Source organism: Spirosoma sp. KUDC1026, assembly GCF_013375035.1.
Taxonomy (GTDB): domain Bacteria; phylum Bacteroidota; class Bacteroidia; order Cytophagales; family Spirosomataceae; genus Spirosoma.
In genome coordinates this window covers 3,770,595-3,787,695 of record NZ_CP056032.1, presented here as the reverse complement: position 1 = coordinate 3,787,695, position 17,101 = coordinate 3,770,595, and the positions used below count along the sequence as shown (strand labels likewise).

Annotated in this window: 10 protein-coding genes; 1 reads left to right on the top strand and 9 read right to left on the bottom strand. The window is 54.3% G+C overall.

Annotation, left to right across the window (positions count from 1 at the left end; all coding sequences use genetic code 11):
- Positions 1-53 precede the first annotated feature (53 nt).
- From HU175_RS15855 to HU175_RS15815, 9 genes are all read right to left on the bottom strand, one after another.
- The gene (locus HU175_RS15855; protein ID WP_176567520.1) at positions 54-1,532 is read right to left on the bottom strand and encodes a RagB/SusD family nutrient uptake outer membrane protein; all 1,479 of its coding nucleotides are present in this window, start codon (positions 1,530-1,532) and stop codon (positions 54-56) included.
- A gap of 20 nt (positions 1,533-1,552) precedes the next feature.
- A complete protein-coding gene (locus HU175_RS15850) occupies positions 1,553-4,543 on the bottom strand; it encodes a SusC/RagA family TonB-linked outer membrane protein (protein WP_176567519.1) in 2,991 nt (996 codons plus the stop codon).
- Between the two features lie 68 nt (positions 4,544-4,611).
- Positions 4,612-5,859 carry a galactonate dehydratase gene (gene dgoD, locus HU175_RS15845; RefSeq protein WP_176567518.1) on the bottom strand — a complete coding sequence of 416 codons (1,248 nt, stop codon included), beginning with the start codon at positions 5,857-5,859 and terminating at the stop codon, positions 4,612-4,614.
- 461 nt (positions 5,860-6,320) lie between these two features.
- Positions 6,321-7,676, bottom strand: coding sequence for an enolase C-terminal domain-like protein (locus tag HU175_RS15840; RefSeq protein WP_176567517.1), 1,356 nt, complete (start codon positions 7,674-7,676; stop codon positions 6,321-6,323).
- A 109-nt stretch (positions 7,677-7,785) separates the two neighbouring features.
- The gene (locus HU175_RS15835; protein ID WP_176567516.1) at positions 7,786-9,321 is read right to left on the bottom strand and encodes a SusD/RagB family nutrient-binding outer membrane lipoprotein; all 1,536 of its coding nucleotides are present in this window, start codon (positions 9,319-9,321) and stop codon (positions 7,786-7,788) included.
- Positions 9,322-9,391: 70 nt separating this feature from the next.
- Entirely contained in the window at positions 9,392-12,526 is a 3,135-nt protein-coding gene (locus tag HU175_RS15830) for a SusC/RagA family TonB-linked outer membrane protein (protein WP_176567515.1), read from the bottom strand.
- Between the two features lie 114 nt (positions 12,527-12,640).
- Positions 12,641-13,882, bottom strand: coding sequence for a mandelate racemase/muconate lactonizing enzyme family protein (locus HU175_RS15825; RefSeq protein WP_176567514.1), 1,242 nt, complete (start codon positions 13,880-13,882; stop codon positions 12,641-12,643).
- A 72-nt stretch (positions 13,883-13,954) separates the two neighbouring features.
- Positions 13,955-14,980, bottom strand: a complete 1,026-nt coding sequence (locus tag HU175_RS15820) for a LacI family DNA-binding transcriptional regulator (RefSeq protein WP_176567513.1) — start codon at positions 14,978-14,980, stop codon at positions 13,955-13,957.
- Positions 14,981-15,144: 164 nt separating this feature from the next.
- The gene (locus tag HU175_RS15815) at positions 15,145-16,101 is read right to left on the bottom strand and encodes a DUF6438 domain-containing protein (RefSeq protein ID WP_176567512.1); all 957 of its coding nucleotides are present in this window, start codon (positions 16,099-16,101) and stop codon (positions 15,145-15,147) included.
- 121 nt (positions 16,102-16,222) lie between these two features.
- On the opposite strand from HU175_RS15815, the gene HU175_RS15810 reads away from it, so the two are divergent.
- Positions 16,223-16,678 carry a GNAT family N-acetyltransferase gene (locus HU175_RS15810; protein ID WP_176567511.1) on the top strand — a complete coding sequence of 152 codons (456 nt, stop codon included), beginning with the start codon at positions 16,223-16,225 and terminating at the stop codon, positions 16,676-16,678.
- Positions 16,679-17,101: the final 423 nt, after the last annotated feature.

The window sequence follows — 17,101 nt, the reverse complement described above, 5'->3', positions numbered from 1 at the left end:
CTGTGGTAGGCCGTCCTGCCAGAACCAATCGACCCTGGCAGGACGGCTGCCTATTACTGATTCAGATTCGGATTGATGGAGGTGTCCGAATAAGGGAGCGGAAACCAATAGTTGGCTTTGGTAAGGGCCTTGATGGGTTGCAGATCGTCCGGACTTTTTTTGGCGTTGGCCGCTTCGACGCGTTCCAGCCGGACCAGGTCGAACCAGCGGGTGCGTTCGCAGGCAAACTCCCAGGCGCGTTCCTGGACTACTTCGTCGGCAAACTGAGTCGCCGTCAGCCCGTCGGCCGTCGACAGCGCTTTGGTACCCGTAGCCCGGCCCCGTAGTCGAACCTGATTCAGCGCGTCGTAAGCCGCTTGGTCAGGGCCACCCGTGCCCCGTGCTTTGGCTTCGGCGTAGATGGTTAGCACGTGTGGGTAGCGCATCATCACCGACGGCAGCGAAATACTGGACGTAACGATGTTGCCTTTGATGTACCACTTTTTGTAGTAGGGGTGGCGGGTCAGGCTCTGCTGCCAGGGGATGGTCGTTGCCCCCAGCCCAAACTCGGTCCGGAACGTAGCCTCTTTGCGGGGACCGGCAGGGAAATCGCGGAAGAAATTCAGTTCGGCGAACATATCGTCCCAGCCACCTTCTTCACCCGGCATCGTGGTGTTGCCGTAGGTCGCATTGGCCGTGCCACTCCCGCCAATGAAACCGCTGATTTGAAAGACTGATTCGGGAATGATGGCTACGGACGGATCATTGTCGAAAACGGCCGCAAACGTTGGCAGGAGTTGAAAACCGTACGTGGCCCGGTTGTCGATCACTTCTTTCGCTTTAGCGGCCGCCAGATCGTATTTGTCGGTCTGTTTCAGCGGCCAGCCGGCCATGGTCAGGTAAACATCCGCCAGGAAGGCTTTAGCCGAACCCGCGTTGGGCCGACCCGGATCACGCCGGGTGGTCGGAAGCATGGTTTCAGCCTTCTTCAAGTCCTCGACAATAAGACTATAGACCTGCGCGGGCGTCGACTTCTTGATCGTCAGCAGACTGTCCGAGTATTCGCCGGCCGTTACCAGCGGAATGTTGCCGTAAAAGCGAGTGAGCCAGTAGTACGAAAACCCTCGGATGAAATAAGCTTCGCCCGCAATGATGTCAATCGTAGCCTTTGTACCGACCGTCTCCGTGTAATTATTGATGACATTATTGGCCCCCTGTATGGCTTTATAACAACCATTGTACACGGCCCCCGAGCGCTGGTTGGTGGTCGATACGTTGAACTGGTCGAACTCTCGCCAATCGGCTTTATTGCTGGCGGGGTGAGTCGTTACGTCGTCGCTGCCAAGGGTAGCCGCGTTGGCCGAGGGGTGCAGAAATCCGTAGGTCCATTGAGCGCCCAGACCACGGTACGCACCCGTCAGCGCCGATTCCAGGCCGGCCTGGGTGCTTAGTACGTTCGGACCGTAGAGCAGCCCGGTGGTATCTTCTTCCAGATAGCTTTTGCAGCCAGCCAGCGACAGGACAGCGGCAACTAGTATGATGAACGTTTTCATGATGTCAGAAAAGAATGGGGTTAAAAACCGAGGTTAAGGCCGATGGTGTAAGCTTTCGAGTTGGGGTAGGAGCCGTAGTCAATGCCGATGGCCGTGTCCGTGCCGGAGCCGACATTGCTCGATTCCGGATCAGGGCCTTTGTACTTTGTGAACGTCAGCAGGTTGGTGGCGCTGGCAAAGACCCGAATGGTAGCTTTGTCGCGGAGGAAACCCGTTGGTACGTTGTACGACAGCGTCACGTTTTTCAGCCGGACGAAGCTGCCGTCTTCCAGGAACCGGCTCGACTGGGTAAAGGGCTGATACGTCCGGCTGAAGGCCGGTACGTCCGATGTTTCGTTGCCGGGGCGGTAGTAATCCCGGACTTCAGTCAGGATAAACTGCCGGGCATCCCCCGACCCCGATAGGGCTGCCGCCCGGGTGTAGTTGAGCTTATCGACGCCAAAGACGGCGTTAAAGAATACGTTCAGCGTTAGCCCTTTGTAGGTAAAGGTGTTGTTCCAGCCCCCCGTTGCTTTGGGAAAGGCCCGACCGATAATTTGAAAATCGTCGGTCGTGATGGAGTTATCGTTGTTCAGGTCCTGGTAGTGGGGGTCCCCCGGAACGCGTCCGAAGCGCGAGGCCAGGTCAGCTTCGCCGGGTTTGAATGTACCCAGGTATTGAAGGCCCCAGTAAGATCCCAGCGGCTCGCCCGGCATCAACATGAACTCGTTGGTAGTGGACATGCCCCCGCCAACTCCCGTACCCGTACCCAGCCGGGGCAAGCCACCTAGGCTGATAACCTGATTTTTCAGCGTCGACAGGTTCAGGCTGGTTTCCCAGCGGAAGCCACCTTTGTCAACGGGTGTGCCGCCCAGCGAAAACTCAAAACCCCGGTTTTCGATCTCACCTACGTTACGGGTTTGCGTACCACCTCCCGCGTAACTCGGGATCGCTACGTTCAGCAGCAGATCGGTCGTGTTCTTTTTGAAGTAATCCGCTTCGAACCGCAGCCGCCCGTTCCAGAACTCCATCTCCAGACCCACGTCAACCTGGCGCGTGGTTTCCCATTTCAGGTTCGTGTTGCCAGGATTGCCCAAGATAACCCCCGCCGTAGCTGCCGAGTTGTTGAAAGCTGCGAAGGTGGTGCCGTAGGTCGACAGCGTAGCGTACGGATTGATGGCTTGGCTACCTGTTACGCCCCAGCTGCCCCGCAGTTTCAGGTTGCTGAAGACGTTGAGTTTTTTGATGAATTCCTCTTCCGATAACCGCCAGCCCAGCGCCAGTGAAGGGAACACGCTGTTCCGGTTCTGTGGACTGAACTTGGACGAGCCATCCTGCCGAACGGCTGCGGTGACCAGGTATCGGTCTTTGAATCCGTAATTGATCCGGCCCAGCAGCGAGAGTAACGTCCACTTCTGGTAGGCCGAAGCCACTGAGGCTGCCGCATTGCCCCCGATGTTGTCATAACCGAGTTGCGGGAACCGAAGCCCCGTCGCGCTGGCGGTGAAATTCCGGTCGGTAAACTGCTGCGTTTCCAGCACGGCAACGGCGTTGATTGAGTGATCGCCAGCCGTTACGTTATAGTTCAGCGTATTCGTGTTTTGCAGGGTAAGTTGTTGTGACGAATACCGGCTGGCCGAGGGATTGTTGTTCGACAGGCGCTGGCCGGTGAAGTTCAGGTTCTGCGCGTTCAGGTAGTTGATGGCATACTGCAAATCCAGCGTCAGTCCTTTGATGGGTAGCTTATAATTCAATCCACCGTTGATGTTCAGCGAAGCCCGCTCGGCATCAATTGACTGATCGTACAGATAATCGAGCGGGTTGCGATAAACGGAGCCGATGGGATCGATAAATGTCGGTTGCCCGTCCGTACCGTAGGCGGGTGTAGTCGGTGCCCAGGCCAGCGCCTGAACTAAAGCACCCCCGCCGTTGGTATTATGGTTTCTTGACTGCGTACCCCACAGATTCAGCCGGAAGGACAGATCCTTATTGATCTGCGTATTCAGGTTCGTCCGCAGGATGTACCGTCGGAAGCCGCTGTTGTTGACGATCCCGTTCTGGTTGACGTAGTTGCCGGACACGAGGAAAGTCGTTTTCTCATTGCCACCCGACACCGTGATTTGATGCTGCTGGTTATTGCCCGTGCGATACACCAGGTTCTGCCAGTCGGTGCCGCCGTTCTGTTTGAACTGAGCAATCTGATCGGCGGTAAAGGGCAGGTTCGAACCCGTTGCCGTGGCCCGGGCATTGACGATTTCAGCAAACTCACCAGCGGGCAGGACATCATACCGTTTAATGACGGTCGCTAAACCACCCTGGCCTTCGTAATTGACCCGGATACCCCGGGTGCCTTTTTTGGTTGTGATAATGACTACCCCGTTAGCTCCGCGACTACCGTAAATAGAGGTTGACGCGGCATCTTTCAGGATTTGCAGCGTTTCAATATCGGCGGGGTTCACGAAGTTGAAATCGGCGCCCACGAAACCGTCGACGACGTAGAGTGGGTTGTTATTACCCAGCACCGAATTGGCCCCCCGAATTCGAATGCGGGAGTCACCGCCGGGAGCGCCGTTGGCCTGTGTGACCTGCACCCCGGCCGCGCGACCCTGTAGCACCTGATCGAGTCGGGTGACGGGCTGCTGGGCAAACTCTTTGGTCGTGATGGCCGTCAGGGCGCCCGTTACATCGGTTTTGCGCTGGGTACCGTAACCCACCACCACGACTTCGTTCAGCGTTTTCTGGTCTTCCTGCAACTGAACGTTGATTGTCGTGCGGCCATCGACCGGAATCGTCTGGCTGGCATAACCGATGTTGGAAAAAACCAGCGTAGCATTGGGCGCGGCATTGAGCGAGAAATTTCCCGTTGCGTCGGTGGAGGTGCCAATGGTCGTGCCGTTAACCTGCACGTTCACTCCGGGTAGCCCCTGGTTGTTAGAATCGGTCACTTTACCGGATAGTCGGCTGGTCTGGGCAGTGGCGTAACTGCTCCAGAGGAAGACCAGCAAAACGAAAAGTTTTACACTATGTCTCATGGTTTACAGGGTATTTATGGAATAGTCAAAGGTGTATTGATTGCAAGAGTAAGGGAGTAAGTTGAGCCCTACCAGTCGACGACGGAGCCGTCGAGGGCGTTGTAAGTTTCCGGGTTTCGCCAGTCGTGGCCAATCTTGTCTTTGAGTTTCGCTTCGTCGAGCTCAATGCCCAGACCCGGCCCTTTAGGAATCAGGACGGTGCCGTCCGGCTGAAGTTTGAACGGGTTTTTCAGATAGCCCTCGCCGAGTGAGACTTGCTCCTGTACCAGAAAATTGGGTACACTGGCGGCCAGGTGAAGCCCAACGGCCAGCGAGATCGGTCCCATCGGGTTGTGGGGGGCAATTGGTACGTAGTAAGCTTCGGCCATACCCGCAATCAGTCGCCCTTCCGTAATGCCACCGGCGTGGCAGAGGTCTGGCTGAACAATGCTGACGGCCCGTTTTTCCAGCAGTTCGCGGAAGCCCCACTTCGTAAAAATTCGTTCGCCAGCGGCAATGGGCAGGTGCGTCCCCCGAGCGATGTCGGCCAGAATATCGGCGTTCTGCGCCTGCACCGGTTCCTCCACAAACATGGGCTTGTAGGGCTCCAGTTCTTTGATGAGCAGCTTCGACGTCTGGGGCGGTATGCTGCCGTGAAAGTCGATGGCAATATCCATGTCGTTTCCACCGGCTTCGCGCAAGGACGCAAAACTGTCGATGGCATACTGAATGAATTGTAGGTTCTCGACAATGTTGGCCGGGTTCTTTTTAGCCACGCCGGTTTTAATGACAGTGTACCCTTCCTGCTTCCGCTGCTTGATCTCCGCAGCCGTTGACGCCCGACCGTACACGCGTACCCGGTCGCGGGTGGGACCGCCCAGCAGTTCGTAAACCGGCACGTTCAGCAGCTTGCCTTTGATGTCCCAGAGGGCGTGGTCGATGCCGCTCAGCGCACTCGTCAGAATAGGGCCGCCCCGGTAGAACGCATGCCGGTAAATAGCCTGCCAATGGTGAACTACGTGCCGGGGATCTTTGCCAATCAGGTACGGCTCGATCTCCTTGATAGCGGTCTGGATGGTCAGGGCGCGGCCCTTCAGCAGCGGTTCGCCCAGGCCAACGACCCCCACATCGGTATGGATTTTCAGGAAAATCCAGCGTGGTTTGATCAGAAAGGTCTCCAGCTTCGTGATTTTGACATTGCTGTAGTCGACAAAGCGACCGGGATGCGCGGCATAGGACGACTCGGGAAGCACCAGACTCGTGCCCGCAGCCCCCAGAACAGCCTGGATCGCTCCGCGCCGGGACAAGAAGCCCGGTTGTTTAGTTAAAAGATTCATTTATGTGTTGATTGAAAAGAGTAGTATTTAATCTGTATTGATTGAGTTGTACACTGTTTCTCTCCCGGCAGCGGTTCCTCACCAGTTTTGGGTGGTCCATGCTACGGTGGCCGCCGTCCCTGGTTCATTTCGCAGAGGTTTCCCGAGGTGGCGAATCGGGTTCTGTTTTCCGCTACTTACCACCCCCTGCCCACTCCCGCTACGGCGGCCACCGTGGCGCGGACCGTTAGAAAATTAGGAGGGGGTGGTTGAAAGGCAACTTATGCTTATTCCCCTGCTGTTTTAGGAGGGGCTAGGCGGGGCGGCCTGTGCCGGTGGTCAGAGCACACCTCTACAAGACTAAGTTTTGGGCGGTCCCCCGTCGCGGGAGGGTCAGGGGTGACAATTAAGAAATTAGTTAATCCCTATTTGATCGATTAAGCAATTGACACGATTGAGCCAAAGCTCAAATCAGCCGACCCTTACGGTCGGATTACTGTACCGTCTGCTTTACGAACCAGCCAGTTGGATTTTGTGCCAATGGGGTATTTTGCGGCTTCTTTTTCGTTGATGTCAACGCCCAGCCCAGGCACCTCGTTGACCGACATGTAACCCTGATTCATTGTCGGGCAGCCGCTGAAAACGGCCTGCGTTTTCTCCGAGAACTGCACCGCTTCCTGGATGCCGAAGTTCCAGACAGCTAGATCGATATGGGCGTGAGCCGCGTGCCCAACGGGCGATACGTCGCCGGGGCCGTGCCAGGCCGTGCGGACGTTGAACCACTCGCCCAGCCGGGCTACTTTCATGGCCGGGGTGATACCACCAATCTGTGATACGTGTATCCGGATGTAGTCGAACCACTGGTTCACCATCGGCTCCTTGAACTCATTGATATTGTTGAACAGCTCACCCATGGCAATTGGCACCGTCGTGGTCTGGCGGAGCTGGGCGAACCATTTCATGTTCTCGGGCGAGAACGGATCTTCAATGAAGAACGGCCGGAAATCTTCCACCTGCTTGATCAGGTTGATGGCTTCCATAGGCTGCACCCGCTCGTGGACGTCGTGCAGCAGTTCAATTTCGTCGCCACACTGCTTGCGGACCAGTTCAAACATCTTGGGCACCGATTTCAGGTAGCCCGTTACGTTCATGTAGGAGTCGCTGTCGTTGGCGAAACCGCTGCCTTTGAAGTCGGGTTTATCGAGGTTGCTGCCAACACCGCCGTAGCCGCCCTGCTGGATGCGGATGTATTTGTAGCCCTGCTCCATAAATTTTTTCACGCTGTCGGCCGTCGCTTCGGCAGTGTTGCCACCCGCATGGGTGTAGCAGGGAATGGCAAACCGGACTTTACCGCCCAGCAACTGATAGACCGGCATATTGGCCCGCTTACCCTTGATGTCCCACAGGGCCTGATCGAGTCCGCTGAGGGCGTTGTTGAGTACCGGGCCGTTGCGCCAGTACGAACTGACGTAGGCCGACTGCCACATATCTTCGATGTTGTCAACGTCTTTGCCGACGCAGAACTCGTTGAGATACGTGTTGATGGCCACGACAACCGCAGCCGCCCGCTGGGTAAAGGTCGCACAGCCCAGGCCATACAGTCCTGGCTCCGTCGTTTCTACTTTCACCACAATCAGGTTGGAGCCCTGGGGCGCGGTGGCAATAGCCCGTACGCTTTTGATTTTTACCGCGGGCATCCCAACTGCGTAGGCCGGTTTGCCCGCCTGTTCGTGTGCTTCGGCCGTGGATGTACTGCCCAGCATGCCTAACAAACCGACCGACGAGCCAAAACCAAGCATTTTCAACGTATCACGGCGACTTTGATCCAATTGATTCATGAGTAAAAAAGGAGCGTTTAGATGAGTTACTGGTATTGAATTAGTTGTATGAATCTTTCCCCCACAGCCCGTCTCCATAGCTCAAAGAGCCAGGCCGTGGGAGAAAAGATCATTTCTTATCCCACCACACGCGGGTGTCGAGGGTGTTAGGACCCTGCCGGGCGACGGCTTCGTTCAGTTGCGCCGAGTTGACAACAATCTCGCTGTCGGGGTAGGGCATCCGCCGGATGAAGTCGCCTTTGACCTCCGAGCCGGGATAGGGATTTTTCTTCAGAGCGGGATAACCGCTCCGCCGGAAGTTGGCGAAAGCTTCCGTACCGTCGAGGAAGCTGGCTACCCAGTACTGCGTATTGATCTGCTCCAGCGCCTTGCTGGCGTCCAGCGGATGCGCGTCCAGATACGTTTTGATGGCCGTTTCCGACAGGGTCGCTCCGTACGATGCCATCTGATCGAGATGCGCCCGGACGCCCCGCGCGAAATACTCGGCCGCAGTACCCGACACCCAACCCCGAACGGTGGCTTCGGCCAGCAGCAGCTGCGTCTGGGCGTAGGTGATGTGGAACTCGGGGGCGTCAAGCTTCAGGACTGTGTTCAGGTTGACCTGCGAGAAATCCCAGAGGCTGGCTACATTGTTCTGGGCCAGCACCGTCGTAATCGTTACGTCGTTGTAACCCATCGGCATACCAATCTGCTGCTGCGGATCGGAGGTGGCCCGCGCGGCCACCTGTTCCTGCCCCCCTTTGGCACCGACGTAACGCACGGCAAAGACCCGGAGCCTGGGGTCGTTGTTTTCTTTCAGGTAGTTCACGAAGGGAGCCGCTAGGTAAAAGTTGGTCTTTTCGCGGGCAGCCAGGTGATTGGCAATGAAGTTGTTGTAGGTAGACGTATGTCTGAGAATCGAGTTGTCGGCGTTCGACTGGAAGACCCCACCGGCCACCGCTTTTTTAACGTATGATTCGGCCGTGGCTGGTTCTACTTTCGTCAGCCGCATGGCCGCCCGGAGCATAAACGAATAACCCAGCTTTTTCCACTGCGCTACGTTCCCGCCGTACAGGATATCGGTCACAACTGGAGCCTGCACCGTCGTAAGAGCCGCCGATGCTTCGTCGAGCTCCTTCAGAATGTCCTTGTAGATCGTTTGCTGCGGATCGTACTTTGGTGTAATGATCTCCGTCGTGTAGCCCTGTCCGGCTTCAAAATAAGGCACATCGCCGTACGTATCGGTCAGAATCATAAACATATACGCCTTCCAGATCCGGGCAGTCTGGTAGGTATTGACCTGTAGCGGATCGTTCTTGGTCTGCTCAATCACCGCCACTAGTTGCTTCAATACGTTGCGGTAAAAGTTGGTCCAGACCAGAACCGTATTGCCGTTGTTGATCTGATCGTAGTTGGCCCCGGAGAGCGAACTGCCGTAGGGCGTAATGATCTGCTGGACAATGCCGAAATTGTAGGTCAGCATGCCCAGCGTACCAAAACCGTCAAGGTAGTTCGTGTTGATGATCCCTTTGTTGAGCACCATTGAGGGAGCCAGCGACGTAGGGTCCACCTGGTTGGTATTGAGCTCCGTAAAGCCCTGGTCGCAGCCCGATAACAGGCTGAGCGAGAGCAGAAGGGCGAGTGTGTGTTTGGAATAAATTTTCATGATGATCGAGTTTTAGACTGCTGTCTATCAGTGCGCTATGACGTCACTGACAGACGCACGGGACAGAAAATCAGAACCGGACGTTGAGGTTAAAGCCAATGCTGCGGGTAGGGGGCAGGCCCGGCCAGAAATCCAGACCAACGGCATTGTCCGACGATACCAGTGCTTCCTCCGGGTCCATGTTTTCGGTCCATTTCTTGATAATCAGCACGTTGTTGGCAACGGCATTCAGGCGCAGGCCTTTGATAAATAGACTCTCGGGCAGCAGCGGGGTGAAATCATAGCCCAGTGTCAACTGACGTAGTTTCCAGAAGCCCGCGTTGAAGACAAAATCCTCATTGATACCCAGCGGGTTGATTGACTCGTAATAGGGTTGTATGGCGGCCCGCGTCTGGTTAATCTCACCGTTCGGATTGACCCCGTTACCGATGACGAAGCCCACATCCCGGCCCGGCAGCGTGCGTTTCGACAGGCCGTGGCGCATGTAATTGATATTCCGGCCGGCAATCATTTTGTGCCCCAGCTTGAAGTCGATCAGCACCGACAATGTCAACCCTTTGTAGGTAAACGTATTCGTGATCCCACCGAAGTAGCGCGGCAGAGCAGTTCCCACGTTTACCAGCGTATTGTTGCGCAGGGGCATCCCGCTGTTGAGATCGAAGACCTGCCGTCCCTGCGCATCGCGTAGGTACGTAAAGGTGTACAGCTGGCCTATGGGTTTATCGACGACCTGGTTCAATGTGCGGCCCCCACCGCTGCTGACGGTAATGACCGTATCATTGGGCGACAAGCCCAGACGCAGCACTTTCGAGGTGTTGTAGGATACGTTGGCACTCACGTCCCAGCGGAAGGCCTTTGTGTTGACGGGCGAAAACGTCAGCAGCATTTCCAGCCCCTGGTTCATGCTCCGGCCCACGTTGATCAACTTACTAGTGAACGAGGACGCATCAGAAATCTGAGCCGCCAGAATCTGGTCGTCGGTCGTTTTGTGGTAGTACGTAAAATCGAAGCCAACCTTGTTCTCGAACAGTTTCAGTTCCATACCAACCTCGGCCTCCTGAATCCGGAGTGGGCGCAGATTTTTGTTTGGTACCACGGTCGCGTTGATGCCGCCCACGGGCACGAGTTGCCCCGACGGATTTGGAAATGAGTTGTTATCGACGCCGTAGTAAAGTGCGTTGGAGTAGGGGTCGACGTTATCGGAGCCCACCTGTGCGTAGGCCGCTCGCAACTTTCCGAAGGAAATCCAGGTTGGCAGGTTCTCAAAGGCCTGCGAGAACACGAAACTGGCGGTTGCCGATGGGTACAGAATGCTTCGGTTCGAGGGGGCCAGCGTGGAGAACCAGTCGTTGCGGGCGGTCAGGTTCAGGTACAAAAACTCGCGGTACGAGATCGTGGCAGCCCCGAACAAGGAATTGATTTTCTTCTCGGCCAGGCTATAAACGGGATTCTTGATGCGTCCGTTGGCGACGGTGTATAGGCCAGGCTGCACAAAATCCTGCACCGTAACGCTGTTATAGTCGTTGCGGGCGTAACGGGCGTTACCACCCAGCGTCAGGTCGACGCCAATTTTGCCGAAGGTCCGGTTGGCACCCAGAATGAAATCGATGTTCCGTTCGGTATTCTGGCGTACATCCTGCGTGTACGAGCCATTGACGTAGCCAACGGGGGCTCGGGCAATGGGCGCGTAGCCATTGGGAATGTTATAGTCCTGGTTGCGGATATAAAAATCCTGCGCGATACGTCCCTGCAGGTAAAGCCAGTCGGTGAACTGATACTTGAGCGCAATGTTGCCGAAAATCCGGTCGCGTTTGATGTGCTCAAAGTGGCGATTCATGGAATAGTATGGGTTGTTCCGCACCAGAAAGCGCGAGAACACAAACTCGTCGCCGTTGGCCTCGGTCTGGTTGTCGCGCAGGGCCTGAAACGGCATAGAGTTGGCCAGCGTGAATACCACCGTCGAGACTGAGAAGTCCTGGGTGTTGATCTGCGGTGGGTTGACGTTATTTTCTTTCGAGTAGTTGATGTTTCCCGATGCGATGAGTTTGCTGCTGATGTTCTGGCTGAAACCCAGGTTGATCACCTTCCGGTTAAAGGTGTTATTCTCCATGATTCCCCGGTTGTCGGTATTGCCGAACGAGAGACTGAAGCCGCCCTGGGGGCCGTTATTCGCCACCGTAACGGTATTAGTAAAGTTGGTGCCGATGCGGTAGAACTGTTTCACCCGGTTGTAGACAGGTTCGTAGGGATAGGTTTCGTTGTCGAACAGCACCTGCGTCATGCCCGGCTGGAATTTCTCGCCGAAGCTCCACACACCTGATGTTGGTCTGGTTGAGGTGGGGCGTTTGCCGCCCTCGCCCTGCCCGTATTCGTACTGGAAATCGGTGAAATCCAGGGGTGTATCGGTCGTGAAGTTGGCGTTGTACGTAACGCCGAATCCTTTGCCCGAACCCCGGCTCTTGGTTGTAATCATCACCACGCCGTCTTTGGCACGCGAGCCGTACAACGCGGCTGCCGTTGCGCCTTTCAGCACGGTCATGGTTTCAATATCGTCGGGGTTGATACTGCTCAGTCCGTCGCCCCCGTCGGAACTGTTCGCAGCCCTAGAACCGTAGTCGCCCCCCAGCGAGTAGTTTGAGTTGTCAATGGGTACGCCGTTGACCACAATCAGCGGGTTGTTCTGCCCACTGAACGACGACTGGCCCCGAATACGGATTTTGGCGGTACCGGCGGGCCCTGACCCCATTGTTGAGATGTTTACTCCCGCCAGTTTGCCCTGTAGGCCACTCACAAAATTGGACGTCCGGTTGACGGAAATCTGCTCGGCGGTGGCCGTCACGGTGGCATAACCCAGCGTTTTGGCTTCTTTCTTGATACCTAGTGCTGTCACGACCACTTCGTCGATTGATTTAGCGTCTTCGGCCAGCTGTACGTTGATAATCGACCGGTTGTTGACCGGTATCGTCTGGCTAACGTAGCTTATATATGAAAAGACTAATGTAGCGGTGGTGGCAGCATTGATTGAATACTCGCCATTGGCGTCGGTTGTCGTTCCTGTAGAACTGCCGCTGACCAAGACGTTCACACCGGGTAGCCCCTGTTTGTCGGTGCCTGTCACCCGACCGGTGATTCGATTAATCTGGGCGTAGGCAGCGTAACCGCCTGACAGGTAGCAAAGCCAGACAACAGTTAAAAATGTTTTCATGGATACGTAAGGGTAAGGGGGTAGGAAAAATGAGTGTATTCATTTGCGTTCAGGAAGAAAAAGTTGGAATGCGTAATAAGGTAAATGACAGTAGGAATAAGCGGGTAGCGCTGTTTACCAGTTGTGAATAGCACCATCCGGACTTTTCAGGATCGGGTGGGGGAACTTCGTTTTTTCAGTGACTTCCATCACGAACGTGGCCTTCTTCGGATCGAAGGTGACGCCCAGCCCCGGATTCGGGTTCAGGTACAGCTTGCCATTTTTGAAGTTGATGTAGTCCTCGTTGAAGTAGGGCGGGCGTTCGGGTTCGCCACCAGCCAACTCCATCAGGCAGCGGGTAGGGCTGCTGGAACCCAGTACGTGAACCAGCGACGCCGTGGAGAGCGGACCGGTAAAGTGCGGAATCATACCGATGTAGTGGGTCTCGCACAAAGCCGCAATCTTCTTGAGCTCTAAAAGTCCGCCCGTATTGGGCAGCGTTACGCGGGTGTAATCAATAAGTTGGTCTTCTAGTAATTCGTTGATGTCCCAGCGGTCGCCGAACTGCTCACCCACGGCCAGGGGGACTGTTGTCATCTGGCGCACTGTTTTGTAGACGCCCGGATTTTCGGAGCGAATGACATCCTCGACGAAGTAGGGCTCCAGACTTTCGATTGCTTTACAGATTTTGATGCCTTCGGTCGTATCAAAACGGGTGTGCAGGTCGATGGCCCAGTGTCCTCCGCCCCCAACGGCCGCATCGATACGCTTGCAGAAGTCGATGGTTTTCTTCGCATTATCATAAAAATCGAAGGACTGATCGCCGTTGCCGCCAGTCGGACCGATCCGGTACGCCCGCAACCCGGCTTCGATGCAGTCCCGGGCGCGTTCCTCTTCTGTTTTGGCTTTGGAAGCCCGAAAGCCGGTAGCGTAGCACTCGACGTAGTCACGCGTGGCACCGCCCAGCAGTTCATACACGGGCACACCCAGCGCTTTGCCTTTAAGATCCCACAGCGCCATTTCCAGCGCGCCGAGGGCGTGCAACTTCTCCCGGCCGGGGGGATAAAACATACCCCGGTACACATTCTGCCAGATGTGCTCGACCTGGAACGGATTTTCGCCGATCATCATCTGGGCGCATTGCTCGACTACGTCCTTAAATCCGCCTTCGCCAATGCCAATAATCCCGCCATCGGTCTGAATTTCGACGATCCCGCGAGCCTGGTTGAAGAGTGGTTTATTGTACCCCGGCGCGCTATAATAGCGGATTTTAGTGATCTTCAGCTTGGGCGCAGCCTGGGCCAGTGTTGGCAACCCGCCCGCCCAGAGAGCCGCTGAGCCGACGAGCGTCGACTGTAAGAAGTTTCTTCGTTGCATAATCAGGTTTAGGAGTTGTATTATAAAAGCTTAAACGTTTAAGCAAAAGACCAAAAAGAAAGCAGCGCCTGATTATTTAGCTTTTGACGATGCCCGGACGACTAACTCGGCTTCCATAAGTAATTGACTTATGGGAGACTGCCGGTGCTTGAACTCACGCATTAATAGTTCTACCGCTTTCTGACCCAGCAGGCCAATGGGTTGCCTAACATAGGTAATAGGGCAGTAATACAGCTCAAAGACTTCGGCCTGACCAAAACTAACGATCGCCAGGTCTTCCGGTACGTTTATCTGGAGTTCATTGATGTATTTCAGCGCGTTCAGTGCCAGACTGTAGGTTGCGAAAATAACCGCGTCGACGGCTATCTCGGGGGAGCGAAGGTCGTCAATAGCACTCCGAACTTCCTGCTCGATCTGGCTTAGGTTCACTGGCTTTAGCCAAGCTGATTTGAAGGAAATGCCATGATCCCGAAGCGCATCCCAATAACCCCGTATCCGCTCCTGCATATGGAACATCTGCGAATTGTAGGCCAGCATGCCAATACGGTGGTAGTTGTTGTTGATTAAGTGAACACCTGCTTCATAAGACGCTCTGTAGTGATCGGTTGACACATAGTTGGTTTCCAGTTCCGGAAAATACCGGTCCAGGAGCACAAATGGAATGCCTCGCTCTTTCAGGTACTGACTCTGTCCTTCGGAACCCTCCGACGAGACGATGATAAAGCCATCGACCTGCCGGTTTATCAAAACGTTCAGTAAGTCCTCAGACTTGTCGGCCCGTTCGTCCGAACTCCCGATGATGACTGTATAGCCGTTTCGCTTGGCTTCGTCTTCAACAACCCGGGCGATGTTGGCAAAAAACGGGTTCGATATATCGGCAATAATTAATCCAATCGTGTGTGTCTTTCCACTGCGCAGGCTTTTGGCCAGGTGGTTGGGCTGGTAGTTCAGCTCGGCCGCAATATCTTTAATCTTGCGGGCAATCTCCTGACCAACGCGGCTTTCTTTTTCCTTACCGTTCAGTACGTATGATACCAGTGCTGACGAAACCCCAGCCCGCTGGGCAATGTCCTTCAGGGACGTTTTCTTGGTACTCATCAAGCTATACGGATGAAGCAGGTCAAGTCCCGAATTTACTCGAGTCGAAGCTGAATAACTTCGACGGGTAAATTTATGCTTAATCCTTTAAATGAAAAATATATTTCAATTTTTTATTTGTGAAATACTATAAAATTATAGGTTGGAGTTATAACTGCACCATCTTATTGGTCTACAACGTTACCCAGATCGGTGGAAGGTTTGCCATTCCAGCCTTCGAGAACGAATGGTGTACTGGTGCGCGTTCCCGCTTGCTCTCTGGCAATCTGATATAGAACATTGACCAGATTCTGGACGACGATCGGAGGAAACATGGATCGGAACGATGTACGCTGGCCGTTAGCGTAAAGAATGATCGTGCCAATGGGCGCGTCGCAACACAGCATGTCGTCGGAGTCGGAGGTAAGCTGGCGCAGGTGGCTCGTTCTGATGGCCGTCATGAGCTTTTGGTACGTATTATTTGGCATAGTACCCGTAAAGTATCCTTCCCGGGTGGAGTAGCAGTTGGCTTGTCTGTACCGAACTTCGGTATGCTGCCTGAACCGGCTGGCGCTGTCGATCTCCAGATGAAAAACCGAACAGGTACCGAAACATTCAGTCGTGTGGAAAATGATTTTTTCGAAACGGATCTCACTATCGATAACCAACGACTGCTTTCGAAAAACTAACCTGTGCTTATTGCCAAAAAAGGCGCAGGCTTCGTCTGAGACGGGAATAAGCGTCAGCGAACGGTCGGTCTGTTGACTAATTGCCAGCGTGTACTGCTTAAACGAACCCGCCGGAGCATGTTTTTTTAGCACCGAGACGGGCGTTCGAAACTCCAGTAAAGTACTGTCAGTACGTAGCGAAACAGATAATGTCATGCCCTGCGCGTTGGAAAGCTGGTGTTGCCGGGCGCTGGTGTCGGCCACATCGCCTATCCACATGGCTTCAAGACTATCACCGATCCAGGTTGCTGATAAATAGGAGGAGTTATGGTGGTTCGAGCAGCCTGTAATGAGCAGTGCTAACAATAATGTTTTGATCAAAGAGACGTAATGGGTAGCAGGGTTGTTCATAAAAGACGTAGATACCCCATTGATGAACAGCACGGCCGGATTCCACAGCAAATGGATAGCCATTTACCAAAGGCTTTTTGACTAACACTGGATTGACTAATGTTGCGGGATAGAGACGACCTGATCGTTGTTTATCAATCTTTGAGCAAACACAACGTTAGCTGTCTGATCAAAGATTGACCTTATGAACGTATCGTTACAACCGACAACAAAGGCTGACCTGAACCGCCTGATGCCGCTGATGGCAGAGTTTTATTACTACTTCGATTACCCATTCGACGAACCGAAACATCGAGTTATGGTCGCTGATTTTCTGGCTAATCCACACCTGGGATCAATCTGGCTGATTCGTCTCGATGATCAGGATGCGGGCTACCTAGCACTGACCAACAGCTTCATTTTTGAGTTTGGTGGACGGGAAGCGCGGGTTGATGAATTGTACGTTCGGGAAGCTTATCGACGTTCAGGCTTGGGCCGGTTTGCGCTGGAACAGATTCAGCAAAAAGCCCCTCAACTGGGACTAGTATCCGTAACCATGCAGGTTGAGAAATACAATGACCGGGCCCGAAAGCTCTACGAATCACTGGGCTTCGTTGATCTGGAGCGGGCAACGCTCAGCTGGTTTCCGACGAAGTCATAAGTCTCACAACCGATTAAGCCGTACTCTGGCGAATTGGATGAGTCGGTTCAATAGGTTGCAAACAACCAGGCCCAGTAGTACACCGGCGAATAAACCGCAAAAAAGGCCACCGATAAGAGCTTTATCGGATGTCAGCCAGTTAGTTTGCGAGTTTATCAGCCAAAGTCCCGGCCCTCCCATAGCCAGACCGCATAATACTGCGAATATCATGATAAACAGATTGATTCCCGTTGTCAGGGATCGTTTGTGTAAACCAACTAATAGCGAGCTTGATAAAAGACCAAAGACGACCAACACCATTATACATAACAAGCCAGCCAGAACAAAAATGACCCCGGCACCAACAAAACTTATGAGCAAACAGAGCAAACCAAACTCGAGAACGTAGTAGATAGGAGAGTAGCTTCCTCCATTACTATTGCC